Origin of the sequence: Citrobacter sp. Cpo089 (assembly GCF_030332695.1) — a bacterium.
GTDB lineage: Bacteria > Pseudomonadota > Gammaproteobacteria > Enterobacterales > Enterobacteriaceae > Citrobacter > Citrobacter portucalensis.
Genome location: NZ_JAOWHJ010000055.1, coordinates 36,399 through 61,605, shown reverse-complemented (window position 1 = coordinate 61,605; position 25,207 = coordinate 36,399). Strand labels below are relative to the sequence as shown.

Annotated in this window: 25 protein-coding genes; 18 read left to right on the top strand and 7 right to left on the bottom strand. The window is 51.0% G+C overall.

The window, feature by feature from the left end:
* Positions 1–128 precede the first annotated feature (128 nt).
* Complete coding sequence (gene manA / locus OGX92_RS11780) at positions 129–1,304, top strand: mannose-6-phosphate isomerase (RefSeq protein ID WP_286586581.1); 1,176 nt, start codon at positions 129–131, stop codon at positions 1,302–1,304.
* Between the two features lie 106 nt (positions 1,305–1,410).
* Complete coding sequence (locus tag OGX92_RS11775) at positions 1,411–2,919, top strand: YdgA family protein (RefSeq protein ID WP_032934567.1); 1,509 nt, start codon at positions 1,411–1,413, stop codon at positions 2,917–2,919.
* Between the two features lie 47 nt (positions 2,920–2,966).
* On the opposite strand, the gene OGX92_RS11770 is transcribed toward OGX92_RS11775, so the two are convergent.
* Positions 2,967–3,995 carry a Mal regulon transcriptional regulator MalI gene (locus OGX92_RS11770; protein WP_126956316.1) on the bottom strand — a complete coding sequence of 343 codons (1,029 nt, stop codon included), beginning with the start codon at positions 3,993–3,995 and terminating at the stop codon, positions 2,967–2,969.
* Positions 3,996–4,164: 169 nt separating this feature from the next.
* Between OGX92_RS11770 and malX the strand changes: the two genes are divergently transcribed.
* From malX to OGX92_RS11755, 3 genes are all read left to right on the top strand, one after another.
* Positions 4,165–5,757 carry a maltose/glucose-specific PTS transporter subunit IIBC gene (gene malX, locus OGX92_RS11765; RefSeq protein ID WP_286586580.1) on the top strand — a complete coding sequence of 531 codons (1,593 nt, stop codon included), beginning with the start codon at positions 4,165–4,167 and terminating at the stop codon, positions 5,755–5,757.
* A gap of 10 nt (positions 5,758–5,767) precedes the next feature.
* Complete coding sequence (locus OGX92_RS11760) at positions 5,768–6,940, top strand: MalY/PatB family protein (protein WP_003832814.1); 1,173 nt, start codon at positions 5,768–5,770, stop codon at positions 6,938–6,940.
* 197 nt (positions 6,941–7,137) lie between these two features.
* Complete coding sequence (locus tag OGX92_RS11755) at positions 7,138–8,487, top strand: sensor domain-containing diguanylate cyclase (protein ID WP_286586579.1); 1,350 nt, start codon at positions 7,138–7,140, stop codon at positions 8,485–8,487.
* A gap of 44 nt (positions 8,488–8,531) precedes the next feature.
* On the opposite strand, the gene OGX92_RS11750 is transcribed toward OGX92_RS11755, so the two are convergent.
* Positions 8,532–8,948 carry a DNA breaking-rejoining protein gene (locus tag OGX92_RS11750; RefSeq protein WP_286586578.1) on the bottom strand — a complete coding sequence of 139 codons (417 nt, stop codon included), beginning with the start codon at positions 8,946–8,948 and terminating at the stop codon, positions 8,532–8,534.
* Between the two features lie 219 nt (positions 8,949–9,167).
* Positions 9,168–9,392, bottom strand: coding sequence for a hypothetical protein (locus OGX92_RS11745; protein WP_126318202.1), 225 nt, complete (start codon positions 9,390–9,392; stop codon positions 9,168–9,170).
* Here OGX92_RS11745 and add point away from each other — a divergent pair.
* Positions 9,391–10,392: an adenosine deaminase gene (gene add, locus OGX92_RS11740; RefSeq protein WP_149335359.1), complete on the top strand. Its 1,002-nt coding sequence runs from the start codon at positions 9,391–9,393 to the stop codon at positions 10,390–10,392. The genes OGX92_RS11745 and add overlap by 2 nt on opposite strands.
* Positions 10,393–10,496: 104 nt before the next feature.
* Here the strand turns inward: add and OGX92_RS11735 are convergent, their stop codons facing one another.
* A complete protein-coding gene (locus OGX92_RS11735) occupies positions 10,497–11,537 on the bottom strand; it encodes an oxidoreductase (RefSeq protein WP_286586577.1) in 1,041 nt (346 codons plus the stop codon).
* Positions 11,538–11,778: 241 nt separating this feature from the next.
* Here OGX92_RS11735 and blr point away from each other — a divergent pair, with 241 nt between their 5' ends.
* From blr to gstA, 12 genes are all read left to right on the top strand, one after another.
* Complete coding sequence (gene blr, locus OGX92_RS11730; RefSeq protein WP_003029134.1) at positions 11,779–11,904, top strand: division septum protein Blr; 126 nt, start codon at positions 11,779–11,781, stop codon at positions 11,902–11,904.
* Positions 11,905–12,194: 290 nt separating this feature from the next.
* Positions 12,195–12,410 carry a transcription modulator YdgT gene (gene ydgT / locus OGX92_RS11725; RefSeq protein WP_003832804.1) on the top strand — a complete coding sequence of 72 codons (216 nt, stop codon included), beginning with the start codon at positions 12,195–12,197 and terminating at the stop codon, positions 12,408–12,410.
* Between the two features lie 91 nt (positions 12,411–12,501).
* A complete protein-coding gene (locus tag OGX92_RS11720; RefSeq protein ID WP_003832803.1) occupies positions 12,502–12,942 on the top strand; it encodes a DUF2569 domain-containing protein in 441 nt (146 codons plus the stop codon).
* Positions 12,943–13,018: 76 nt separating this feature from the next.
* Positions 13,019–13,600 (top strand): electron transport complex subunit RsxA, encoded by a 582-nt coding sequence (rsxA, locus tag OGX92_RS11715; protein WP_003029144.1) that lies wholly within the window; start codon positions 13,019–13,021, stop codon positions 13,598–13,600.
* Positions 13,600–14,178, top strand: a complete 579-nt coding sequence (rsxB, locus tag OGX92_RS11710) for an electron transport complex subunit RsxB (protein ID WP_164562823.1) — start codon at positions 13,600–13,602, stop codon at positions 14,176–14,178. Before rsxA ends, rsxB begins: the two co-directional genes overlap by 1 nt.
* Entirely contained in the window at positions 14,171–16,288 is a 2,118-nt protein-coding gene (rsxC, locus tag OGX92_RS11705; RefSeq protein WP_286586576.1) for an electron transport complex subunit RsxC, read from the top strand. Before rsxB ends, rsxC begins: the two co-directional genes overlap by 8 nt.
* Positions 16,289–17,341, top strand: coding sequence for an electron transport complex subunit RsxD (gene rsxD, locus OGX92_RS11700; protein WP_003832796.1), 1,053 nt, complete (start codon positions 16,289–16,291; stop codon positions 17,339–17,341).
* A 9-nt stretch (positions 17,342–17,350) separates the two neighbouring features.
* A complete protein-coding gene (rsxG, locus tag OGX92_RS11695) occupies positions 17,351–17,971 on the top strand; it encodes an electron transport complex subunit RsxG (protein WP_286586575.1) in 621 nt (206 codons plus the stop codon).
* A gap of 2 nt (positions 17,972–17,973) precedes the next feature.
* Positions 17,974–18,666 (top strand): electron transport complex subunit E, encoded by a 693-nt coding sequence (locus OGX92_RS11690; protein ID WP_008784678.1) that lies wholly within the window; start codon positions 17,974–17,976, stop codon positions 18,664–18,666.
* The gene (gene nth, locus OGX92_RS11685) at positions 18,666–19,301 is read left to right on the top strand and encodes an endonuclease III (protein WP_286586574.1); all 636 of its coding nucleotides are present in this window, start codon (positions 18,666–18,668) and stop codon (positions 19,299–19,301) included. Before OGX92_RS11690 ends, nth begins: the two co-directional genes overlap by 1 nt.
* Before the next feature lie 613 nt (positions 19,302–19,914).
* On the top strand, positions 19,915–21,420 hold the full coding sequence (gene dtpA / locus OGX92_RS11680; protein ID WP_003832789.1) for a dipeptide/tripeptide permease DtpA: 1,506 nt from the start codon (positions 19,915–19,917) through the stop codon (positions 21,418–21,420).
* 104 nt (positions 21,421–21,524) lie between these two features.
* Positions 21,525–22,130 carry a glutathione transferase GstA gene (gene gstA / locus OGX92_RS11675; RefSeq protein WP_286586573.1) on the top strand — a complete coding sequence of 202 codons (606 nt, stop codon included), beginning with the start codon at positions 21,525–21,527 and terminating at the stop codon, positions 22,128–22,130.
* An 83-nt stretch (positions 22,131–22,213) separates the two neighbouring features.
* Here the strand turns inward: gstA and pdxY are convergent, their stop codons facing one another.
* The 3 genes from pdxY to pdxH form a co-directional block, all read right to left on the bottom strand.
* Positions 22,214–23,074 carry a pyridoxal kinase PdxY gene (pdxY, locus tag OGX92_RS11670; RefSeq protein ID WP_286586572.1) on the bottom strand — a complete coding sequence of 287 codons (861 nt, stop codon included), beginning with the start codon at positions 23,072–23,074 and terminating at the stop codon, positions 22,214–22,216.
* Between the two features lie 64 nt (positions 23,075–23,138).
* Positions 23,139–24,413: a tyrosine--tRNA ligase gene (gene tyrS, locus OGX92_RS11665; RefSeq protein ID WP_003029168.1), complete on the bottom strand. Its 1,275-nt coding sequence runs from the start codon at positions 24,411–24,413 to the stop codon at positions 23,139–23,141.
* A gap of 126 nt (positions 24,414–24,539) precedes the next feature.
* The gene (pdxH, locus tag OGX92_RS11660) at positions 24,540–25,196 is read right to left on the bottom strand and encodes a pyridoxamine 5'-phosphate oxidase (protein WP_003029169.1); all 657 of its coding nucleotides are present in this window, start codon (positions 25,194–25,196) and stop codon (positions 24,540–24,542) included.
* Between the last annotated feature and the right edge of the window lie 11 nt (positions 25,197–25,207).

The following is a 25,207-nucleotide window of genomic DNA, read 5'->3' as shown; positions in this document are numbered from 1 at the left end:
ACCATATCCTACACATTTTTTTAACAAAAACTGAGACAAGTACGACTTTTTACATGTGCAGGTTACTTCGCTCAGGGTTTCTTGGTTTAATAGCCGTAGAAAATTCAACATTGAAACAGGGCTTGATAATGCAAAAACTCATCAACTCAGTGCAGAACTACGCCTGGGGAAGTAAAACGGCGTTAACGGAACTCTATGGCATTGCCAACCCCACTCAGCAACCGATGGCTGAGCTGTGGATGGGGGCGCATCCGAAAAGCAGTTCGCAGGTTCTCGGCGCTGACGGTCAGACGGTTGCTCTGCGCGACGTTATCGAGCACGATAAATCCGCACTGCTGGGCGATGCCGTTGCCCAACGTTTTGGTGAACTGCCCTTCCTGTTTAAAGTGCTCTGCGCTGCTCAACCGCTTTCGATTCAGGTTCATCCTAACAAGCACAACTCTGAAATCGGATTTGCCAAAGAAAACGCCGCGGGGATCCCGATGGATGCGGCCGAGCGCAACTACAAGGATCCTAATCACAAACCAGAACTGGTATTTGCTTTGACGCCTTTTCTGGCGATGAACGCATTCCGCGAGTTCTCTGAAATTGTTGCATTGTTACAACCCGTTTCCGCCGCACATCCGGCTATTGCGCATTTCCTGGAAGAGCCGAGTGCGGAACGTCTGAGCTATCTTTTCGCCAGCTTGCTGAATATGCAGGATAAGGAGAAATCCCATGCGTTGGCGATCCTGAAATCGGCGCTGAACAGCCAGCAGGGAGAACCCTGGCAAACCATCCGTCTGATCGCCGACGTCTACCCGAACGACAGTGGGCTCTTCTCCCCGCTGCTGCTCAATGTGGTGAAACTCAATCCAGGCGAGGCTATGTTCTTATTTGCCGAAACCCCGCACGCTTACCTGCAAGGTGTGGCGCTTGAGGTGATGGCTAACTCGGACAACGTGCTGCGTGCCGGACTGACGCCAAAATATATTGATATCCCGGAACTGGTCGCCAACGTGAAGTTTGTCGCCAAGCCAGCAAACCAGTTACTGACCACGCCGGTTGAATCTGATGGTGAACTGGACTTCCCTATCCCGGTTGACGATTTTGCGTTCTCCCTGCATGAGCTTACTACCAGTGGCGCAGATATCAGCCAGCAAAGTGCGGCCATTTTGTTCTGCATCGAGGGTGAAGCCGTGCTGAGCAAAGGCGAGCAACGTCTGGTTCTGCGACCGGGTGAATCGGCCTTTATTGGCGCGAATGAATCGCCGGTTAACATCAGTGGCGCAGGTCGTTTAGCCCGGGTTTATAACAAGCTATAGCAAGATACTGATATTTTTAACAACTCTTGCTAAGCTGTAGTGAGTTAAAGACATGTCACTCCTCCAGGCGTCTTCAAACGCCTGGTTTTATTTTATGGATATCGAAATGAAAAAATCGCTGGTAGCTGCGGGTGTGGTGGTTGCGCTGGGTATCGTCTGGACGGGCGGCGCCTGGTACACAGGTAAGAAACTTGAAACGCATCTCGCCGAGATGGTGACACAGGCAAACGATCAGTTAAAACGTTTCTCCCCTGAGGCGGGCATTGAACTGAGTTATCAAAACTACCAGCGCGGGGTGTTCAATAGCCAACTGCAATTGGTGGTGAAACCAATCGCCGGGCAGGCAGATTCCTGGCTAAAACCGGGGCAAAGTATCGTCCTGAATGAAACCGTCGATCACGGTCCATTCCCGCTGGCTCAACTGAAATCACTGAATCTGATCCCGGCTATGGCCTCCGTGAAAACGACGCTGGTCAATAACGACGTTACCAAACCGCTGTTTGATATTGCCAAAGGTGAGTCGCCATTTGTCATTAACTCCCGTATCGGCTACAGCGGCGATACCCGTTCCGATCTCTCCCTCAAACCACTGAACTATGAGAAAGGCGACGAAAAAGTAGCCTTCAGCGGCGGGGAATTCCAGTTTACAGCAGACAAAGAAGGTAACGCTGTCTCGCTGACAGGCAATGCGCAAAGTGGCGTGGTCAATGCGGTCAACGAGTATGACCAGAAAGTACAGATGACTTTCAATAACCTGAAAACTGAGGGTTCCAGCAGTATTGCCAGCTTTGGTGAGCGCATCGGCGACCAGAAATTGTCACTCGATAAACTGTCGATTTCCGTCGAAGGTAAAGAGTTAGCGGTTCTGGAAGGCATGGGTATTGATGGTAAATCCGATCTGATCAACGAGGGTAAAACTGTCAACAGCCAGCTGGATTACACGCTGAACAGCCTGAAATTACAGGGGCAGGACATGGGTAGCGGTAAACTGACGCTGAAAGTTGGCCAGATTGACGGTGAAGCACTACACCAGTTCAGTCAGCAGTATAGCGCCCAAACCAAGGCGCTGATGGCGCAGATTGATGTGGTACAAAATCCTGAGCTTTATCAGCAAAAAGTCACTGAAGCCTTCTTCAATGCACTGCCGATTCTGATGAAAGGCGAGCCGGTTATCACCATTGCCCCGCTGAGCTGGAAAAATGCAAAAGGTGAAACCGCATTTAATTTGTCACTGCTGCTAAAAGATCCGACAGCAAATACTGAGGAACCACAAACGCTGGCTCAGGAAGTGGATCGTTCGGTCAAATCACTGGATGCTAAGCTGACGATTCCGGTTGATATGGCGACTGAGTTCATGACGCAGATTGCCAAAATTGAAGGGTATCAGCAGGAACAAGCGGCCGATCTGGCAAAACAACAGGTGAATGGCCTGGCGGCAATGGGCCAGATGTTCCGTATTACAACGATGCAGGACAACGTCATCGGCTCCAGCCTGCAATACGCAAACGGCCAGGTTACGTTAAACGGACAAAAAATGTCGCTGGATGAGTTTGTTGGCATGTTCGGTATGCCTTCTCTCGGCGAACCGGATGCCCCGGCTATTCCGCAACAGTAAATACGCGTGATAACAGGCCCGATAACCGTGTGCTTATCGGGCCTGTTTTATTTTGCCACCACCAGCCGGGCGGAAAGCGTCAGGTTACGCGAATGACCATCATCGTGCCCAATGCGCTGTAGCATGCGCTCAGCAAGGGTATATCCCATTTCACGCGCGGGCGTGCAGGCCCAAATAATGGGGATATCGTCCAGTGCATTTTCCGCTACATCGGCAAATCCGGCTAACGAGATCTGCTGTTCGAAGTAGCGATCTACGCCAATTTCACCACTCTGACGCCCTGCTCTCATCAGGCCAAACCAGGCACCAACGGCTATCGTTTCGTTGTAGCATACCACTGCGCTGATCGTTGGGTTACGACGTAACAGCGCAGTCACCTCTTCTGCGGCCTGCTTTTGGCTGGATGAACACTCCAGCACCCAGTCGCTATGAAACGGTAAACCATACTTTAGCAACGTCGTACAATAGCCGCCGACACGCTCCGCGCGGGTCAATGAAGAACTCTGCCCCCCCAACCACGCGATTCGCTGATGCCCATGGCGTATCAGATGTTCAACCAGCAATTGCGCTGCCTGCATGTTGTCAGGCCTGACGGTGTCAACGTCATCCAGGTAGCTGGCCCGAGACGCAAACACCACCGGAATCCCCTTATCGGCGGCAAGTTGTTGCAGGTCGTCGCTACTGCCGGCAGCTCCGGCGATCACCACACCATCAACCCCTTGATTAAGCAGCATAGCGAAACGCTGCGCCAGCTGTTCGCCATCTTTGCCGCCATGTAATAAAAATACCATGCGCCCCTGTGCTTCTAATGCTTCCGTCAGACCCGCCGTCAATTCGGCGTAAAACGGGGTGGAAAGGTCGCGCACGATCAAACCAATTACCCCGCTCTGCCCACCACGCAGCGCTGATGCCTGGCGATTACGCACAAACCCCAGTTGCTCAATAGCGGCATTCACCCGTTCGCCGGTCGCTGATGAAATACGGCCTTTTCCACTAAGCACCAATGAGACGGTACTAACCGAAACGCCCGCGGCCAGCGCAACATCATGGATAGTTATTTTTTTGGCTATAGCCATAAAAACGGAAAACTCCCTGATAACGTGACGGATAAAACGTTTTATCAATCACTTATATTTATACGCTCTATTATCGTTCGATAATGTGATTTGTACCGCACTAAAATTAGGTAAAACGTTTTATCTTCTCGCCATCATTAGTCAGCTAGCTTTTACGAGGAGTCGTTTGATGACGACGAGAACCACACCAAAAATTACGTTATGGGAATTTTTCCAGCAGTTGGGCAAAACCTTTATGCTGCCCGTGGCTCTGCTCTCATTCTGCGGGATCATGTTAGGGATCGGCAGCTCGTTAAGTAGTCATGATGTCTTAACGCTGATCCCGGCATTGGGTAATCCGGTACTGCAGGCTATTTTTACCTGGATGAGCAAAGTAGGCTCATTTGCGTTTAGCTTCTTACCTGTGATGTTCTGTATTGCCATACCTCTCGGCCTGGCTCGCGAGAACAAAGGCGTAGCGGCATTTGCCGGTTTTGTTGGTTATGCGGTGATGAACCTTGCCGTCAACTTCTGGTTAACTGCGAAAGGTATCTTACCTACCATAGATGCCGCGATCCTGAAGGCCAACAACGTGCAGAATATCCTGGGGATCCAGTCGATCGACACCGGGATCCTCGGCGCTGTAATTGCCGGGATCATCGTCTGGATGCTGCATGAACGTTTCCACAACATCCGCCTGCCGGATGCACTGGCCTTCTTCGGCGGTACCCGCTTTGTGCCAATTATCTCTTCGGTGGTGATGGGACTGGTCGGCCTGGTCATTCCCCTGGTTTGGCCGGTTTTCGCCATGGGCATTAACGGGCTCGGCCACATCATCAACAGCGCGGGTGAATTTGGTCCAATGCTGTTTGGTACCGGTGAACGTCTGCTGCTGCCGTTTGGTCTGCATCATATTCTGGTGGCGCTCATTCGCTTCACCGAAGCTGGCGGCACGCAGGAAGTCTGCGGTCACAGCGTAAGCGGCGCACTGACTATTTTCCAGGCTCAACTGAGCTGCCCGACAACACAAGGTTTCTCTGAAAGCGCAACCCGCTTCCTGTCGCAGGGTAAAATGCCAGCGTTCCTCGGTGGTTTGCCGGGGGCAGCGCTCGCGATGTACCACTGTGCTCGCCCTGAAAATCGTCATAAAATTAAAGGGTTATTAATTTCTGGCCTCATTGCCTGCGTGATCGGCGGTACAACAGAACCCCTTGAGTTCTTATTCCTGTTCGTTGCCCCAGTTCTGTATGTGATCCACGCCCTGCTGACCGGTCTTGGTTTCACCGTGATGGCGGTGCTTGGCGTCACCATCGGTAACACGGACGGTAACCTGATTGACTTTGTGGTGTTCGGCATCCTGCACGGGCTCTCAACCAAGTGGTATCTGGTCCCTGTTGTGGCGGCGATCTGGTTCGCGGTGTACTACGTGATCTTCCGTTTCGCCATCACACGTTTCAATCTGAAGACCCCGGGTCGTGACGTCGAAATTGCCAGCAATATCGAAAAAGTCATGGCGGGTGCACCGGGTAAATCCGGTTACAACGTCCCTGCCATTCTGGCGGCGCTGGGCGGTGCGGAAAACATTGTCAGCCTGGATAACTGCATTACCCGTCTGCGCTTGTCAGTGAAAGATATGTCGCTTGTTAACGTACAAGCGCTGAAGGACAATCGCGCCATTGGCGTAGTACAACTCAATCAGCATAACCTTCAGGTCGTTATTGGTCCGCAGGTCCAGTCAGTGAAAGACGAGATCGCCGTTCTGATGAACACCGTACAGGCATAAGGACAACAGTATGTTTGATTTTTCAAAGGTGGTGGACAGGCACGGTACCTGGTGTACCCAGTGGGATTACGTTGCCGACCGTTTTGGTTCAGCCGACCTGCTGCCGTTCACCATCTCTGATATGGATTTTGCCACCGCACCTTGCATTCTGGAGGCGCTGACTCAGCGCCTGTCACATGGCGTGCTGGGTTACAGCCGCTGGAAAAATGATGAATTTCTGGCGGCAATTAGTCATTGGTTTCTTACGCGTCATAATACCCAAATCGACCCTCAGTCGCTGGTTTATGGCCCCTCGGTCATCTATATGGTGTCGGAGCTGATCCGCCAGTGGTCTTCTGCGGGTGATGCGGTGGTAATTCATACACCGGCGTACGACGCGTTTTACAAAGCGATTGAAGGTAATCAGCGCCAGGTATGCGCTGTCGGACTTGAAAAGCGCGCTGACGGCTGGGTTTGCGACATGGTTGCGCTGGAAAAAGCGCTCTCCCGGCCTGAAAGTAAAATTCTTCTGCTTTGCAGTCCGCACAACCCAACCGGTAAGGTGTGGACGCGCGATGAACTGGAAACCATGGCGGAACTGTGTCAGCGCCACGGTGTAAAAGTCATCTCTGATGAGATCCATATGGATATGGTATGGGCAGACCAGCCGCACATCCCGTGGAGTAACGTCGCGCGCGACAGTTGGGCGCTGTTCACCTCCGGTTCAAAGAGCTTCAATATTCCGGCGTTAACCGGGGCTTACGGGATTATTGAGGATGAGCAGAGTCGCAACGATTACCTCAGTGCGTTAAAGGGTCGGGATGGTCTTTCCTCACCTGCAGTGCTCGCGCTTAGCGCACATATCGCAGCCTACCAACAGGGCGCTAGCTGGCTTGATGCGCTGCGGGATTACCTTGTCAGTAACCTGCATTACATCGCGCATGAGCTGAATAACGCATTCCCCGAACTGAACTGGCAGGTTCCGCAATCCACCTATCTGGCATGGATTGACTTGCGTCCACTCAACCTTGATGACCATGCACTGCAGGAAGCACTCATCCATCAGCAGAAAGTCGCCATCATGCCCGGATACACATACGGAGAAGAAGGACGAGGTTTTGTGCGCCTCAATGCCGGATGTCCACGTTCCAAACTTGAAAAAGGCGTTCAGGGGTTGATTAACGCCATCCGCACAATACGTTAAATAGTCTTGCGCAATGAAGAACTCATTGCGCAACTCCTAATATAAAAAAACAAATCTGTTTTCTATCGTTTTTTTAGTACCAATTCCTCCCTGACTTTTCCTGCCAGTAAAAATCAACAGCAATAAAAATCAAAAAGACAAAATACAAAGCTGAGAAGATAGCCGAAATATAGCGCTGTTTTATATACATAAAAATCATGAATACAACACAAATAAACATTCACAAAAAGAATTTAACTTTTTTTTTACTCCTGTCCTTAACGACATCCATTTTTCTTTGGTATATCCCTTTTAGTAATCAGCGTTATAGCCTCTCTTTTTATCCGGTTATTGCAACCTTTGCTGGTGTATTGCACATTCAGACGGGGTGCTTTATGACGATGAATTACATGAGTTATCGGCGCAAAAAATATCTTTTACCCCTGGCCTGCGCGTTTTATTTCTCGGGGGTTTTCTTATTTCTTGCGCTCTATATTTATTTTTATAAAAACGGCCTTCCTGGTGTCATCTACAATGACATTGCTATTTTATACTTTATGAGGAACATGTTAATTACGGGGCTGTTTTTTGCAACATACTATTTATATACGTTTAAGAATAAAAAAGAAAAGCATGGTAAAACAGTTATTTACGCCACTTATTTATGGTGCATGTTGCATCTGGTAATGGCTATCCTCTACTCCATCCGTATTACGCCAATATCGTTTCAGTTGGTTGATACAGAAACGTTTGAATGGCTTAGACCCTGGCGTGGTAGCTTTATTTATGTCCTCATTATCTTGTGGACCTGTATCGTTTTATTAGGGGCAAAATTAACCCAGCTAAAAACACAGTTTTGGGTAAGTATGTCACTGGTTGCCCTGAGCAATCTGTTAAGTGTCATCATTATGCTGAAGTACACGCATATAGACTCCGCTGGATGGTATCTCGCCAGAGGCCTGGAGTGCCTTAGCGCAATGGCCGTGATGATCGTGCTCATGTCTGATATTTTCAAGCGCTACAAAGCCTCACGTCAGGCCTATGAATTATCCTATGAAAATTCAGTCCGCGACCCGATGACCCGACTTTTCAACCGTGGCTATTTTTATAACGCACTCAGCAATGAGATTAAAATGACAGCAACCCATAAACCCCTGAGCATTGTATTTTGCGACATTGATTTCTTTAAGTCGGTCAATGACACCTGGGGACATTTGCAGGGTGACAGAGTGATAATTAAACTGTCAGAAATTATGCAGCGACTGAGTCGGCGTAACGACATCGTGGCGCGTATTGGCGGAGAAGAGTTTGCTATTTTGCTACCTGAAACTAACGCTGATGCAGCATTTAACATCGCAGAGCGAATCAGAAAACACGTAGAACAACAAACTCAGACCACGACTAAAGGTGATTTTCCACGCATCATCACCATCAGCCTGGGTATCGTAACCTCAGTTGATAACCGTTCAGCCCCTGAACAACTTGCTGATTGCGCAGACCGCGCCCTGTATATGGCAAAAAACCGAGGCCGTAATTGCGTTGTGGCCTATTCTGGTGAAGAAGTTTAATAGCAAAGGAAAAGATCACCACCAGGGCGATCTTTTCCTCATGATCAGTTGGTAATTTTCATGTGCAGCTGGAATGCGTTGGTTTTTCCCTCATCCTTCGCCGCGCCTTTTTGATATATTCTGATGGTATACTTACCGCTGGCAGGCAGTGTATTTTTATAAGTGTCACCACTCATCATGCCATCAAAAATGAATTTTTCGCCCGGCGCAATAATACTCATGAAAGGATGAGGCCAGGCGCTTTTCAAAACTGCTTGCATGGTCTGCCCTTTTTTGGCGACAAACGTATAATCTTTTGTTTTATCGCCCGTAATTGTCCCCTTGATATCTGCGCCACTGGTACCTTTCTTAAACTGGATTACATGCGTTTCATCCGCTTTATACGCCGCATGCGTAGGCACAGTTGCCAGCAGCAAACTTCCACAGAACATTGTACTAACAATTAGCTTTACACTTTTCACTTTATTAATACCCTCAGTCGTTATTGTATTTTTATAACATACCTCGCTGCACATTCATAAACTGGAAAGTGTCCATTTTTCGCTATTAGCAATGTTACTCAATAAATATCTGAATAAAATAACACTGACAGGCAGTAATTATATAAAAACGAGGTAAATAATCTTAAAATAAAATCCCTTCATTACACACATGCTGCAGGAAATGCGTTATTGCTTACTTTACGCCCATCTTGCCACCGCAAGGCAAAAGCAGCGTGATACGGTCTCAAGGATCAGGCCGTCGGAACACCACTCTGTTGGAGCGCTAACAGCATGGTCAACAATTTGGCGATACTTGCTTCCCCATAACCCCGAACTCTGCACTGCTTTTTTTAAAGTTTTTAGAGGAACATTTTTCTGTTGTATAATGGCCTGCACTTTACCTAAATACACGAGTGCGACCATGATTGATACTTCCCTCCCCCTGACCGACGTCCATCGCCACCTTGATGGTAACATCCGTGCACAAACGATCCTGGATCTGGGTCGTCAGTTCAACTTAACGCTTCCGGCACAAACGTTGGAAACGCTGATCCCTCATGTGCAAGTCACATCAACTGAGCCGGATTTAGTGAGCTTTTTATCCAAGCTCGACTGGGGCGTGAAGGTACTGGCCTCGCTGGATGCGTGTCGTCGCGTGGCATTTGAAAATATTGAGGATGCCGCACGTAACGGCTTGCACTATGTTGAACTGCGTTTTTCCCCAGGATACATGGCGATGACGCATCAGCTCCCGGTTGCAGGTGTGGTTGAAGCCGTCATCGCAGGTGTACGCGAGGGTTGCAAGACCTTTGGCGTCGAAGCACGCTTAATTGGCATTATGAGCCGTACTTTTGGCGAAGCCGCCTGCCTGCAGGAACTGGATGCGCTGTTAGCCCACCGAGACCATATTACGGCACTGGATCTTGCCGGTGACGAACTGGGGTTCCCGGGCAGCCTGTTCCTGTCCCATTTCAACCAGGCTCGCGACGCCGGCTGGCGTATTACCGTTCATGCGGGCGAAGCCGCGGGACCAGAAAGCATCTGGCAGGCCATTAAAGAGCTAGGCGCTGAGCGTATTGGTCACGGCGTTAAAGCCGTTGAAGATCGTGCGTTGATGGATTACCTCGCCGAGCACCATATCGGCATCGAATCCTGCCTGACATCAAACATTCAGACCAGCACCGTTGCCTCACTAGCGAACCATCCGCTGAAAACGTTCCTTGAGCATGGCGTTATCGCCAGTTTGAATACGGACGACCCGGCTGTTCAAGGTGTGGATATTATTCACGAGTACACCATTGCCGCCCCCGCGGCAGGGTTAACGCGTGAACAGATACGTCAGGCCCAAATCAACGGTCTGGAAATGGCATTCCTGAGTAACGAAGAAAAACGAGCCTTGCGCGAGAAAGTCGCCGCAGCGTAACAGGTAAAGTGCCGGATGGCGCTAACGCTTATCCGGCCTACGTTGGTTTTGATTGTAGGCCGGATACGATGCCAGGAAGGTATCGCCTTGCGCCATTTACCTAATCAGGCAAGGCACAGCGTCGAACGATGTTTCGCGGATTCGAGGCCCAGCTCAATCAGCTCCATAATTTGGATAGCCTGTCTCGCCGGTACCGGGTTTTCACCGTTACCATTTAGCGCATCACGAATGCCAGCATAGTACGCCGGATAGTTGCCCGGTACAGTAAGCCAGGTTTCTTCGACCTGCTCTTCGCCTTCTACTCGCGTCAATACGCCATCGCGCATATCATAACCCCAGTCTTCCTGTGGCAGTCGTTCGCCATTTTTCAGGCGCTCTTCCTGCGGGTCAAGACCATACTTCACATAGCTGCCACGCGATCCGTGCACAATATAGCGGGCCGATTCTGCGGCAGCGAGCATGGTGCCATGCAAGATCACACGACGCTGCGGATACGTCAGGATGGCATGGAAGTAATCCGTCGCCTGCGCGCCCGGGCGCAGCTGGGCAAGGTCTACCGTCAGGCTGACGGGCAAACCAAACAGGTTAATCGCCTGATCCAAAAGATGCGGTGCTAAATCGTACCAGATACCGCTTCCCGGACCGCCCTGTTCACGCCAACGATCACGAACCTGCGGGCGGAAACGATCGAAATGGGATTCGAAATACGCCACCTCTCCCAAAACACCATCCACCAGCAGAGCTTTCAGCGTCAGAAAATCACTGTCCCAGCGACGGTTATGGAACACAGACAGCACGCGCCCGAGGCTGCGCGCCAGCGCATCCAGCTCACGAGCTTGTGACAGTGTCACGGTAAAAGGCTTATCAACAACCACGTGTTTGCCCGCTTCCAGCGCAGCTTTCGCTAACGGAAAGTGCGTGTCGTTAGGCGTGGGGATCACAATCAGGTCGATCTTTGGATCGTTAAAAAGATGCTTAGGCTCAGCAACAACCGCCACCGTAGGCCAGTCTGCCTTCACTTTTGCTTCATCACTACTGGAAACCGCAGCCAGTTCCAGGCCCGGCGTGCCCACAATCAGTGGGGCATGGAAGGTTTTGCTGGCATAACCATAGCCAATTAGCCCAACGCGGATGTTGTCACTCATATTATTGCCTCTCAATTCAGGACTGACCTATTTCACACCATACCTTGCAACGTCTCAATAGTTTAATAACCTTTGCGCTACAAAGGTTGTTTTTTAACTTAAGTCAAACATATGCCACTTATGCTTAACTTGCAGCGAAAAAGAGGTAGAAATCGTTCCCAATCATCTTGCTGTATTAATGAGAGATTAGTAACATTTGCAGCCTGTGTTTATGGATAAATCAAAGCAAATGTCATCAGTAATGAATCGTCTTATTGAATTAACAGGTTGGATTGTTCTCGCCGTCTCCGTGATCCTGCTGGGTGTTGCCAATCATATTGACAATTACCAGCCGCCAGAGCCCGTTGCCGCAGTGCAGAAGAAATAAGCATCCGCAGCCTTTTATTGCCCGGCAATTAACATTGGTAGTTGCAGGGCTTGCCAGGAAAAGATCGCTTTCTGTCAAAAAAAGGGAATTATGCCGCATCCCGCTCCGCTGCATATTGCCAGCGATCGCTAAGCGCGTTACCCTTGCCAAAGACGCGCATAGCGCCTGCTTTTCACAGGTATGAACACTCTTCTTAAATTTGCACGTAAATCCGCTTTTACCTGTGCACGTTGTTTATTTTTATATTTTCTACTCCGTTGGTATTATTTTATTAATATGGATCTGCATTTATGACTGTTCAGGATTACTTATTAAAATTCCGCAAAATCAGTTCACTCGAAAGTCTGGAAAAGCTGTTCGACCATCTAAACTACACGCTCACCGACGATAGCGACATCATCAATATGTACCGTGCCGCAGACCATCGCCGTGCGGAGCTTATATCCGGAGGCCGTCTGTTTGATGTTGGTCAGGTACCTAAATCAGTCTGGCATTACGTGCAATAAAGAAGAAAGTAGCGCTCAACGTTAAAAGCTTTATAATAATTGCCCCAAAATGAATGGCATGATTGATTGCGCGCGTAAACCTGGAGAAGAGATGACTACCACACCGGCACAACGTATCGGAGGCTGGCTACTTGGGCCACTGGCCTGGCTGTTAGTCGCGTTGTTGAGCGCTTCGCTGGCGTTATTACTTTATGTCACTGCGCTGGCTACACCGCAAACCTTCAAAACGCTGGGTGAGCAAAGTACGGCAAACTTGCTGTTATGGGGCGTCTCTTTTGTTACCGCAATCGCCATGTGGTATTACACACTGTGGCTGACGATTGCGTTTTTCAAACGCCGAGCCTGTGTGCCTAAGCATTACATTCTGTGGCTGCTGATCTCCGTGTTGCTGGCGATTAAAGCGTTTGCGTTTTCACCCGTTCCAGACGCTTTTGCCGTGCGCCAACTGCTGTTCCCATTACTGGCCGCAGCACTGTTGGTGCCCTACTTCAAACGATCGCAGCGCGTTAAATCGACGTTTGTGAACCCGTAATAACCCTACAGTTAACCTGTTGTCGCCTGTTGTAGATTGTCAGATAATAGGCGGCTTTTTTATTTCAGGCCGAAAAATGACTGATTACCTGCTGCTGTTTGTCGGAACTGTACTGGTCAATAACTTTGTACTGGTCAAGTTTCTGGGCCTCTGCCCGTTTATGGGTGTTTCCAAAAAACTGGAAACCGCAATGGGTATGGGCCTTGCCACGACGTTTGTCATGACGCTGGCCTCCATTTGCGCATGGCTGATTGATACCTGGATCCTAATCCCGCTCAATCTCATCTATCTGCGCACGCTGGCTTTTATTCTGGTTATCGCCGTCGTCGTGCAGTTTACCGAAATGGTTGTGCGTAAAACCAGCCCTGCGCTGTACCGCCTGCTGGGAATCTTCCTACCGCTGATCACCACTAACTGCGCAGTGTTAGGTGTGGCGCTACTGAACATCAACCTCGGCCATAACTTTTTACAGTCGGCGCTATACGGTTTTTCCGCCGCCGTCGGCTTCTCGCTGGTGATGGTACTGTTCGCTGCGATCCGCGAACGTCTCGCCGTAGCGGATGTCCCAGCGCCGTTTCGCGGCAATGCGATTGCGCTGATTACTGCTGGTTTAATGTCATTGGCCTTTATGGGCTTTAGTGGTTTGGTGAAGTTGTAATGAATGCTATCTGGATTGCCGTTGCCGCAGTGAGTCTACTGGGTCTGGCGTTCGGCGCTATTTTGGGGTACGCCTCGCGACGTTTTGCCGTTGAAGATGATCCGGTCGTGGAGAAAATTGATGAAATTCTCCCGCAAAGCCAGTGTGGACAGTGCGGCTATCCGGGCTGTCATCCTTACGCTGAAGCGATAGGCTCTCAGGGTGAAAAAATTAACCGTTGCGCCCCCGGTGGCGAAGCGGTGATGTTAAAAATTGCCGCTCTGCTGAACGTCGACCCGCAACCTATTGATGGCGATGAACAAGGCGTTACGCCGGTGCGAATGCTGGCGGTCATTGATGAAAATAACTGTATTGGGTGCACTAAGTGTATTCAGGCCTGCCCGGTCGATGCGATCGTGGGCGCGACCCGCTCCATGCACACGGTAATGAGCGATCTCTGCACCGGGTGCAACCTGTGCGTTGACCCGTGCCCGACGCAATGTATTGAATTACGCCCGGTAGCCGAGACACCCGATAGTTGGAAATGGGATTTAAACACCATCCCTGTGCGCATCATTCCCGTGGAACAACATGTTTAAGTTATTCTCTGCATTCAGAAAAAATAAAATCTGGGACTTTGATGGCGGCATTCATCCACCAGAAATGAAAACCCAGTCAAACGGAACGCCGTTGCGACAGGTTTCGCTGGCGCCGCGTTTCGTTATTCCGCTGAAACAACATATTGGTGCGGAGGGTGAACTGTGCGTAAACGTGGGTGACACCGTGCTGCGTGGTCAGGCCTTAACCCGCGGGCGTGGCAAAATGCTTCCAGTCCATGCGCCAACATCAGGCACCGTGGTTGCTATTGCGCCGCATTCCACCGCACATCCTTCGGCACTCGCTGAGCTGAGCGTCATCATAGACGCCGATGGCGAAGACCGCTGGATTGAGCGAGACGGCTGGACCGACTACCGCTCCCACAGCCGGGAAGAGCTGATTGCGCGTATTCATCAGTACGGCGTAGCCGGACTGGGTGGCGCGGGTTTTCCCACCGGCGTTAAACTGCAGGGCGGTGGAGATAAAATTGAAACCCTGATCATTAACGCCGCCGAATGCGAGCCGTACATTACGGCAGATGACCGCCTGATGCAGGACTGTGCCGCTCAGGTCGTCGAAGGTATCCGCATCCTGGCGCACATTCTTCAGCCACGCGAGATCCTCCTTGGTATCGAAGATAACAAACCGCAGGCAATATCTATGCTGCGCGCGGTGCTGGCTGATTCACACGACATTAGCCTACGCGTGATCCCCACCAAGTACCCGTCCGGCGGGGCCAAGCAGTTAACACAAATCCTGACCGGCAAGCAGGTTCCCCACGGCGGACGCTCCTCTGATATCGGCGTATTGATGCAAAACGTCGGAACCGCCTATGCAATTAAACGGGCAGTAATTGACGGAGAGCCGATCACCGAACGTGTCGTGACGCTTACCGGTGAAGCCGTCAGCCGTCCGGGCAACGTCTGGGCGCGTTTAGGCACGCCGGTTCGTCATCTGCTCAACGATGCGGGCTTCTGCCCTTCCGCCGACCAGATGGTGATTATGGGCGGGCCGCTGATGGGCTTTACGCTGCCGTGGCTGGATGTCCCGGTGGTGAAGATAACCAACTGTCTTCTGGCACCCTCTGCCAGTGAAATGGGTGAAACACCGGAAGAGAAAGGCTGCATTCGCTGTAGCGCATGCGCCGATGCCTGTCCGGCGGATCTCCTGCCACAACAACTTTATTGGTTCAGTAAAGGGCAACAGCACGACAAGGCAACGGCCCATAATATCGCCGACTGCATTGAGTGCGGTGCCTGCGCCTGGGTATGCCCAAGCAATATTCCGCTGGTGCAATATTTCCGTCAGGAAAAAGCCGAGATTTACGCCATTAGCCAGGAAGAAAAACGCGCCGCTGAAGCGAAAGCTCGGTTTGAAGCCCGCCAGGCGCGCCTTGAACGTGAAAAAGCAGCGCGTCTTGAACGCCATAAGAGCGCTGCTGCTCAGCCGGCGGCCAAAGATCATGATGCCATTGCTGCCGCGCTGGCTCGTGTAAAAGAAAAGCAGGCTCAGGCGCTACAGCCAGTGGTCATTCAGGCAGGCGTAAAACCTGACAATAGTGCCGTGATTGCCGCACGCGAGGCGCGTAAGGCGCAAGCTCGTGCCTCCCGTAAGGAAAATCCGCCGCAAAGTGATGGCAGCAGCACGGGTACAGACCCGCGTAAAGCCGCCGTGGAAGCGGCAATTGTCCGTGCCAAAGCCCGCAAACTTGAACAAGAACTGGTAACGGAAACGGCCGAACCGGCTGATCCGCGTAAAGCCGCCGTGGAAGCGGCAATTGCCCGCGCCAAAGCCCGCAAACTTGAACAAGAACAGGTAACGGAAACGGCCGAACCGGCTGATCCGCGTAAAGCCGCCGTCGAAGCGGCAATCGCCCGCGCCAAAGCCCGCAAACTTGAGCAAGAAGCGGTAACGGAAACGGCCGAACCGGTTGATCCGCGTAAAGCCGCCGTGGAAGCAGCAATCGCCCGCGCCAAGGCCCGCAAGCTCGAGCAGCAGGCGGTAACTGAAACAGCCGAGCCGGTTGATCCACGTAAAGCCGCCGTCGCGGCCGCTATCGCACGCGCTCAGGCTAAGAAAGCCGCACAGCAGCAGGTTGTAAACGAGGAATAAATGGTATTCAGAATAGCAAGCTCCCCTTATACCCATAACCAGCGCCAGACATCGCGTATCATGATGCTGGTATTACTTGCTGCATTGCCGGGGATCGCCGCTCAGCTGTGGTTCTTTGGCTGGGGCACGTTGTTCCAGATAGTTCTCGCATCCATCAGCGCTATTGCTGCCGAAGCGGGTGTGCTTAAACTGCGTAAACAACCCATTGTGCCGATTTTAAAAGACAACTCTGCGTTACTCACCGGGTTGCTTTTGGCCGTCAGTATTCCGCCCCTCGCGCCATGGTGGATGGTGGTATTAGGCACGGTATTTGCGGTTATCATTGCGAAACAGCTGTATGGCGGGCTCGGGCAGAACCCGTTTAACCCTGCCATGATTGGTTATGTCGTGCTGCTCATCTCATTTCCGGTACAGATGACCAGTTGGCTGCCGCCGCATGAAATTGCGGCCACGGTGCCTGGTTTTTTTGACGCCCTGAACGTTATCTTTAACGGACATACCGCCAGCGGTGGGGATATGAATTCGCTGCGTATGGGCATCGATGGTATCAGTCAGGCAACGCCTCTTGATACCTTTAAGACATCCCTGCATGCAGGACGTACCGTTGAGCAGGTGATGCAATACCCGATCTACAGCGGCATGCTGGCAGGCGCTGGCTGGCAGTGGGTGAACCTTGCCTGGCTGGTGGGCGGTATCGTGCTGTTATGGCAAAAAGCGATTCGCTGGCATATCCCGGTTAGCTTCCTGCTGTCACTCGCCGTTTGTGCCACTTTGGGCTGGATATTTTCGCCAGAATCGCTGGCCTCGCCTCAGTTGCACCTCCTTTCCGGCGCGACAATGTTAGGTGCGTTCTTTATTCTTACCGATCCCGTTACGGCATCAACAACCAACCGCGGTCGCCTGATTTTTGGCGCACTTGCTGGCCTGTTAGTATGGTTGATTCGCAGTTTTGGCGGTTATCCTGATGGCGTGGCTTTTGCCGTATTGCTGGCGAATATCACGGTTCCCCTGATTGATTATTACACTCGCCCTCGCGTGTACGGACATCGCTAAGGAGTCCCTATGCTGAAAACGATTCGTAAACACGGTATTACGCTGGCGCTGTTTGCCGCGGGCTCGACGGGGTTAACTGCAGCAATCAATCAATTAACCAAGTCAACCATTGATGAACAGGCCGCGATACAGCAAAAAACGCTGTTCGATCAGGTTCTGCCTGGCGATCGCTACAATAATAACTTGTCTGAAAGTTGTTATCTGGTCAATGCGCCGGCGTTAGGCAAAGGTACGCACCGTGTATATATTGCCCGCCAGGACGATCGCCCCGTTGCAGCAATTCTTGAAGCTACGGCGCCAGATGGTTATTCCGGAGCGATTCAACTACTGGTGGGTGTCGATTTCACGGGTACCGTGTTGGGTACGCGGGTTACCGAACACCATGAAACGCCGGGGCTGGGCGACAAAATCGAACTGCGACTGTCCGACTGGATCACCCATTTTAGCGGTAAAACAATCGCGGCGGGTAATGACTCTCACTGGGCAGTGAAAAAAGATGGCGGCGACTTTGACCAGTTTACTGGCGCAACCATTACACCCCGTGCGGTAGTTAACGCGGTTAAACGTGCCGGCATGTATGCGCAGACACTGCCTGCGCAACTCCCTCAACTTAGCGCCTGTGGAGAATAACCATGAGCGAAATTAAAGACGTTATTGTCCAGGGGTTATGGAAAAATAACTCCGCGCTTGTGCAGCTACTCGGGATGTGTCCGCTGTTAGCCGTCACCTCTACCGCCACTAACGCGCTGGGTCTGGGACTCGCGACTACGCTCGTCCTGACGCTGACCAACCTGACGATTTCAGCACTCCGTCGCTGGACACCGCCTGAAATTCGCATTCCGATTTATGTCATGATCATCGCCTCCGTGGTGAGCGCGGTGCAGATGTTGATCAATGCCTACGCCTTCGGCCTGTATCAATCTCTGGGCATCTTCATCCCGCTGATTGTGACTAACTGTATTGTTGTTGGCCGTGCAGAAGCCTTCGCCGCCAAAAAGGGCCCTGCGTTATCCGCACTTGATGGTTTCTCTATCGGCATGGGCGCAACCGGTGCCATGTTTGTTCTGGGTTCGCTGCGTGAAATAATTGGTAACGGTACACTGTTTGATGGTGCAGACGGTTTGTTGGGTAGCTGGGCCAAAGTCTTGCGCGTTGAGATCTTCCATACTGATACGCCGTTTCTGCTGGCCATGCTGCCACCGGGCGCGTTTATTGGCCTGGGTCTGATGCTGGCAGTGAAGTATCTGATTGATGAGAAAATGAAGAAACGTCGTGCCGAGGCAGCTGTCGTGGACAGTCCCGCGGGTGAAACAGGGAATGCGTAATGAACAAAGCAAAACGTCTGGAAATACTGACGCGCCTGCGGGATAACAACCCGCATCCGACAACCGAGCTTAATTTTACATCGCCGTTTGAACTGTTGATTTCAGTCTTACTCTCCGCACAAGCGACCGATGTCAGTGTCAATAAAGCGACGGCTAAGCTATATCCCGTCGCCAATACGCCTGCCGCGATGCTGGAGCTCGGTGTTGAAGGTGTTAAGTCCTACATCAAGACAATCGGTTTGTTTAACAGCAAAGCGGAAAACGTAATTAAAACCTGCCGCATTCTGCTGGAACAACACAATGGTGAAGTACCTGAAGACCGTGCGGCGTTAGAAGCTCTCCCCGGAGTTGGGCGAAAGACAGCTAATGTGGTGTTAAATACCGCCTTTGGCTGGCCCACTATCGCTGTAGATACCCACATTTTTCGCGTCTGTAATCGCACGCAATTCGCCCCGGGTAAAAATGTCGAGCAGGTTGAAGAGAAGCTGCTGAAAGTCGTACCTAGTGAATTTAAAGTCGATTGCCATCACTGGTTAATTCTTCACGGCCGCTACACCTGCATCGCCAGAAAGCCGCGCTGTGGTTCCTGTATTATTGAAGATCTCTGCGAATTAAAAGAGAAAGTCGATATCTAATACTGCCGGGGCATCCTCCTCGGCCCTTACATACATAACGATTAGTTATGCACTCCCCAGCGTTTATTTTCCCGACAATGATGCCATTCAATTGCTCATATCTAATGCAATATTCTTGTTAATTAACACCTGAGCAGGTTAATCGTTTTTTTAGCAAAAGAAATTTCTATCTATACGTGATCCAGATCATCCAGCTAACACAATGTTAATAAATTTTTATTTTTTAGTTAAGGTGACAATTGGATGACCTAACTGCACAGTTTCCAAACAAAACATTACACTGCCTATTTTTCAGATAATGGCCTATATCACTGGATTCAACCTTAAATAGCAGAACATATCGCCACATTGCGGTTTTGACGGTGATTAAACAGTGTAAAAATCTGCCATTTTAGAAATGAAGAAATTTAACGCTAGATAACATTTCACCGCCCCGACGATTTCACCAGTCATGATATATGTAACAGATTATTACAAACCACTTGTCTGAAGGGTCAAGATAGTGAACATTACTTGCCGTTTCCCCTCCCACTATAACAATCGGACGGATGAACTTGACTCATCACGTACCTGAACACCCCCGTTGATATGGGATGTAAAAAAAGAGGTAAAAGTGTCTACTGCAAACAATAAACCAACAGAAAGCGTAAGTTTAAACGCCTTCAAACAACCAAAAGCGTTCTATCTCATTTTCTCTATTGAGCTGTGGGAACGTTTTGGTTATTACGGCCTGCAAGGGATTATGGCCGTCTACCTGGTTAAACAGCTGGGTATGTCAGAAGCGGATTCCATCACCCTTTTCTCGTCCTTTAGCGCCCTGGTGTACGGTCTGGTTGCCATTGGCGGCTGGTTAGGTGATAAAGTTCTGGGAACAAAACGTGTCATTATGCTGGGTGCCGTTGTGCTGGCCATCGGTTATGCGTTGGTAGCATGGTCCGGTCACGATGCGGGTATCGTTTATATGGGCATGGCGGCCATCGCTGTCGGTAACGGCCTGTTTAAAGCAAACCCATCCTCCCTGCTCTCTACCTGCTATGCCAAAGATGACCCGCGTCTTGATGGTGCATTTACCATGTACTACATGTCCGTCAACATCGGTTCATTCTTCTCTATGCTGGCAACGCCATGGTTAGCTGCGCGTTACGGCTGGAGCACCGCGTTCGCTCTGAGCGTCGTGGGTATGCTGATTACCGTTGTTAACTTCGCATTCTGTCAGCGCTGGGTTAAACAGTACGGTTCTAAACCTGACTTTGAACCGATCAACTTCCGTAACCTGCTGCTGACCATTGCTGGCGTTGTGGTACTGATCGCGATTGCAACCTGGTTGCTGCACAACCAGCAGATCGCACGTATGGTTCTGGGCGTCATTGCGCTGGGTATCGTGTTCATCTTCGGTAAAGAAGCCTTCACCATGCAAGGTGCTGCGCGTCGCAAAATGATCGTCGCCTTCATTCTGATGCTGGAAGCGATTATCTTCTTCGTGCTGTACAGCCAGATGCCGACCTCACTGAACTTCTTTGCGATTCGTAACGTTGAGCACTCTATTCTTGGCATTGCTTTCGAACCTGAACAGTACCAGGCACTGAACCCGTTCTGGATCATCATTGGTAGCCCAATCCTCGCCGCTATCTATAACAAGATGGGCGATACCCTGCCGATGCCGACCAAGTTTGCGATTGGTATGGTGCTGTGTTCCGGTGCATTCCTGATCCTGCCACTGGGCGCGAAATTCGCTACCGATGCGGGCATCGTTTCCGTTAACTGGCTGATTATCTGCTACGGTCTGCAAAGTATCGGTGAGCTGATGATCTCCGGTCTGGGTCTGGCAATGGTGGCGCAACTGGTTCCGCAACGCCTGATGGGCTTCATCATGGGTAGCTGGTTCCTGACCACTGCCGGTGCAAACATCATCGGTGGCTACGTCGCTAACATGATGGCTGTACCAGAGAACGTGACTGACCCGCTGATGTCCCTTGAAGTCTACGGTCGCGTGTTCCTGCAGATTGGTGTCGCAACGGCTGTTATCGCTGTTCTGATGCTGCTGACGGCTCCGAAACTGAACCGTATGACTCAGGACGATGACGTCAATGAGAAAGCCTCTAAGGCCGCGACAGCGTAATTCTCAGGGAAACTCATTTTCAGGCCGCTAACTGTTGTTAGCGGCTTTTTTTTTGCCTGAGGTAGCACTACCATACGATATACCTCAGTCAAAAGGAGTTACCGATGAAACTGTTCTACAAACCGGGCGCATGTTCTCTCGCTTCCCACATCACACTTCGTGAGAGCGGTAAAGATTTCACGCTGGATGGTGTTGATCTGATGAAGAAACGTCTGGAAAATGGCGATGATTTTTTCGCGGTAAACCCAAAAGGGCAAGTTCCCGCACTGTTGCTGGATGACGGTACGCTACTTACCGAAGGTGTCGCCATCATGCAATACCTGGCGGACAGCGTGCCAGACCGCCAGCTCCTAGCCCCTACCAGCAGCCTCTCCCGTTACAAAACTATCGAATGGCTTAACTACATTGCGACAGAACTGCATAAAGGCTTTACGCCACTGTTCCGTCCCGATACGCCGGAAGACTTCAAGCCAACCGTTCGCGCGCTACTGGAGAAAAAAATGCAGTATGTGAACGACTCGCTGAAAGATAACCAATGGATCTGCGGCCCGCGCTTCAGCATCGCCGATGCATATCTGTTTACCGTACTGCGTTGGGCCTATGCGGTTAAGCTGAATATGGTAGGATTAAGTAATATTGACGCCTATATGGCGCGAATGGCTGAACGCCCGGCGGTTGCTGCTGCGCTTAAAGCAGAAGGCTTAAATTAATTGTTGTTGCCGGGTGGCACTTGCACATACCCGGCCTACAGCTAAAAATATGCCCGATAAGCGTGAGCGCCATCGGGCATCGATTACAGCTGAGTTGCGCTAAAGTAGTGTTCAGGCTTGGCGATACGGTCCTGCGCGGCCACGACCTGTAGCTCATACTCATGCATCTCTTTGGTAGTGATCATCACTTCGTACACCGCCGCAGTCACATGCTCAAGCGCCTGCTGTAAAGACGCGCCCTGCAGCAGTTTCACCAGTAACAAGCCACTCGTCACATCACCCACACCAACCGGTTGACGTGCGTCAAAATCGACTAACGGGCGACTGATATGCCACGCTTGTTCAGCGGTGACCAGCAGCATCTCGAAACGGTCGGTGCTGATACCTGCGCGTGCCAGATGCTTCACCAGTACAATTTCAGGTCCCTGAGCGATCAGTTCACGCGCTGCTGCAACGGCCTCACCGACATTGTTCACCGCATGCTCGCACAGAATTTCGAGCTCAACCAGATTTGGGGCAATAATGTCACTGGCCGGAAGCGCATGGCGTACATGAAATTCCGCCACTCCGGGTGCGACGATACACCCCTTTTCAGGGTGTCCCATCACAGGGTCGCAAAAGTATTTTGCCTGCGGGTTTGCCGCTTTTACTTTGCGAACAATACCCAGAATATGTTCGCCCTGTTCTGCTGAGCCAAGATAGCCGCTCAGTACTGCGTCGCAGGTCTGGAGTTTATCAATATCAGCAATGCCCTGAACAATTTCAGTCAGGTGGCTCGGCGGCATAACGCAACCGGTCCATTTGCCATACTGCGTATGGTTTGAAAACTGAACGGTATTCAGCGGCCAGACATTTGCGCCAAGACGACGCATCGGAAATTCTGCTGCACTATTGCCCGCATGACCAAAAACAACGTGGGACTGGATGGCGAGGATATTCTTCATTTTACTTACCACAACCCTGAAAAAATAAAGGGGCGTAGTTTCCCACGCCCCTGCTAACTCAATCTTACTTCCAGCAAATCAGACAATAGTTCTTCTTGCCACGGCGCAGTAAGGTATAGCGCCCGAACAGGATATCACTCTCCTGGAAGAAATATTCCGGATCGGACTGCTTCTCACCGTTGATGGTCACCGCGTTTGACGCAATGGTCTTACGTGCCTGACCGCGAGAAGGCTGCAGCTCAGAGTCCACCAGCGCCTGCATCAAATCGGCACCTTTGTCCATCTCGATCATCGGCACGCCATCCTGCGCCAGCTGTTCGAAATCTGCTTCACTCAAATCGCTGAGATTGCCGTTGAACAAGCTTTCGGTAATGCGTTTTGCCGCGACCAGACCTTCTTCACCGTGAACCAGACGCGTAACCTGTTCGGCCAGAACATACTGGGCACGCGGCGCTTTACCGCTGTTTTTATCTTCTTCTTCCAGCGCATTGATCTCTTCAATGTCCATGAAAGTGAAGAATTTCAGGAAGCGATAAACGTCCGCATCGGCGGTGTTGATCCAGAACTGGTAGAATTTATATGGACTGGTTTTCTTCGGATCCAGCCACACTGCGCCGCCTTCCGTCTTACCGAATTTGGTGCCGTCAGCTTTAGTAATCAGCGGAACGGTCAGACCAAACACCTGATTCTGGTGCAGACGACGGGTCAAATCGATACCCGAAGTAATGTTACCCCACTGATCAGAACCACCAATCTGCAGTGCCACGCCGTGCAGTTTGTTCAGGCAGGCAAAGTCATAACCCTGCAGCAGGTTGTAAGAAAACTCGGTAAAGGAGATCCCCTGATCGTCACGGTTCAGACGCTGCTTAACCGCTTCTTTGTTGATCATCTGGTTAACGGAGAAGTGTTTGCCGATATCGCGCAGGAAAGTCAGTACGTTCATACCGCCAAACCAGTCGTAGTTGTTCGCAGCAATCGCCGAGTTGTCGCCACAGTCGAAATCGAGGAACGGTGCAACCTGTTTGCGGATTTTATCCACCCACTCCTGCACGGTGTCTTCGGTATTCAGTTTACGCTCGGCGGCTTTAAAGCTCGGGTCACCAATCAGACCGGTTGCGCCACCTACCAGTGCAACAGGCTTATGGCCTGCCTGCTGGAAGCGTTTCAGGCATAACAATGGAACCAGATGCCCCAAATGCAAGCTGTCAGCGGTAGGATCGAAGCCGCAATAGAGCGCGATCGGGCCTTGCGCCAGTCGCTCTGCTAACGCTTCCTCGTCCGTCACCTGGGCCACCAGCCCCCGCTCTTGCAATTGTTTAATCAAGTTACTGCTTGCCATCAAAATCTCCATGTATAAAACGACTGCACCTTTGCCGGTACACGACTTTTCGCCTGATGCGAAAGAAACATAGAATAAAGCGCCGGATTGATCAGCACCAGCGCTTAAAACAAGAAATTTGCATCTTTAGGGGGCCAGGCGATCAATTTTCCACGCGTTATCTTCGCGTTGGTATAAAAAACGATCGTGCAGACGGTTTTCACCGCCCTGCCAGAACTCCATTTGTTCAATACTCACGCGAAAGCCGCCCCAGAAACTGGGCAGAGGAACTTCCCCTTGCTGAAACTTCTGCTTCAGTTCGAGGAATTTGCTTTCGAGAATACCGCGCGCGGAGATCCGACTGGATTGTTTTGAGACCCAGGCGCCAATCTGACTGTCACGTGGGCGACTGTGGAAGTATTTCACCACTTCGAGTGTGGAAAGACGCTCTGCCTTGCCGATCACCATCACCTGCCGTTCCAGCGTATGCCAGGGAAATAAAAGGCTGATGCGTGGATTTTTCTCGATCTGATGCGCCTTACGGCTGCCAAGGTTGGTATAGAACACCAGCCCTTTGTCATCATAATGTTTGAGTAACACGATACGCTGATAAGGCTGGCCATTTTCATCAACGGTCGCAACGACCATTGCGGTGGGATCGGCCAGTTTGGCATCACAGGCTTGCCCCAGCCAGCGCTCAAACAGCGCAAGGGGTTCGGCGGGAAGATCGCGGCGGCGAAGACCGCCTTTCGTGTATTCACGGCGCAGATGCGCGATTTGCTGCAATTCGTCGTTATCAGACATGATGTTTGGCT

What these genes read in the sequence shown, in the direction of transcription:
- manA (WP_286586581.1), top strand. Translation starts at nt 129, where the DNA reads ATGCAAAAACTCATCAACTCAGTGCAGAACTACGCCTGGGGAAGTAAA.
- OGX92_RS11775 (WP_032934567.1), top strand. Translation starts at nt 1,411, where the DNA reads ATGAAAAAATCGCTGGTAGCTGCGGGTGTGGTGGTTGCGCTGGGTATC.
- OGX92_RS11770 (WP_126956316.1), bottom strand. Translation starts at nt 3,995, where the DNA reads ATGGCTATAGCCAAAAAAATAACTATCCATGATGTTGCGCTGGCCGCG.
- malX (WP_286586580.1), top strand. Translation starts at nt 4,165, where the DNA reads ATGACGACGAGAACCACACCAAAAATTACGTTATGGGAATTTTTCCAG.
- OGX92_RS11760 (WP_003832814.1), top strand. Translation starts at nt 5,768, where the DNA reads ATGTTTGATTTTTCAAAGGTGGTGGACAGGCACGGTACCTGGTGTACC.
- OGX92_RS11755 (WP_286586579.1), top strand. Translation starts at nt 7,138, where the DNA reads ATGAATACAACACAAATAAACATTCACAAAAAGAATTTAACTTTTTTT.
- add (WP_149335359.1), top strand. Translation starts at nt 9,391, where the DNA reads ATGATTGATACTTCCCTCCCCCTGACCGACGTCCATCGCCACCTTGAT.
- OGX92_RS11745 (WP_126318202.1), bottom strand. Translation starts at nt 9,392, where the DNA reads ATGGTCGCACTCGTGTATTTAGGTAAAGTGCAGGCCATTATACAACAG.
- OGX92_RS11735 (WP_286586577.1), bottom strand. Translation starts at nt 11,537, where the DNA reads ATGAGTGACAACATCCGCGTTGGGCTAATTGGCTATGGTTATGCCAGC.
- blr (WP_003029134.1), top strand. Translation starts at nt 11,779, where the DNA reads ATGAATCGTCTTATTGAATTAACAGGTTGGATTGTTCTCGCCGTCTCC.
- ydgT (WP_003832804.1), top strand. Translation starts at nt 12,195, where the DNA reads ATGACTGTTCAGGATTACTTATTAAAATTCCGCAAAATCAGTTCACTC.
- OGX92_RS11720 (WP_003832803.1), top strand. Translation starts at nt 12,502, where the DNA reads ATGACTACCACACCGGCACAACGTATCGGAGGCTGGCTACTTGGGCCA.
- rsxA (WP_003029144.1), top strand. Translation starts at nt 13,019, where the DNA reads ATGACTGATTACCTGCTGCTGTTTGTCGGAACTGTACTGGTCAATAAC.
- rsxB (WP_164562823.1), top strand. Translation starts at nt 13,600, where the DNA reads ATGAATGCTATCTGGATTGCCGTTGCCGCAGTGAGTCTACTGGGTCTG.
- rsxC (WP_286586576.1), top strand. Translation starts at nt 14,171, where the DNA reads ATGTTTAAGTTATTCTCTGCATTCAGAAAAAATAAAATCTGGGACTTT.
- rsxD (WP_003832796.1), top strand. Translation starts at nt 16,289, where the DNA reads ATGGTATTCAGAATAGCAAGCTCCCCTTATACCCATAACCAGCGCCAG.
- rsxG (WP_286586575.1), top strand. Translation starts at nt 17,351, where the DNA reads ATGCTGAAAACGATTCGTAAACACGGTATTACGCTGGCGCTGTTTGCC.
- OGX92_RS11690 (WP_008784678.1), top strand. Translation starts at nt 17,974, where the DNA reads ATGAGCGAAATTAAAGACGTTATTGTCCAGGGGTTATGGAAAAATAAC.
- nth (WP_286586574.1), top strand. Translation starts at nt 18,666, where the DNA reads ATGAACAAAGCAAAACGTCTGGAAATACTGACGCGCCTGCGGGATAAC.
- gstA (WP_286586573.1), top strand. Translation starts at nt 21,525, where the DNA reads ATGAAACTGTTCTACAAACCGGGCGCATGTTCTCTCGCTTCCCACATC.
- pdxY (WP_286586572.1), bottom strand. Translation starts at nt 23,074, where the DNA reads ATGAAGAATATCCTCGCCATCCAGTCCCACGTTGTTTTTGGTCATGCG.
- tyrS (WP_003029168.1), bottom strand. Translation starts at nt 24,413, where the DNA reads ATGGCAAGCAGTAACTTGATTAAACAATTGCAAGAGCGGGGGCTGGTG.
- pdxH (WP_003029169.1), bottom strand. Translation starts at nt 25,196, where the DNA reads ATGTCTGATAACGACGAATTGCAGCAAATCGCGCATCTGCGCCGTGAA.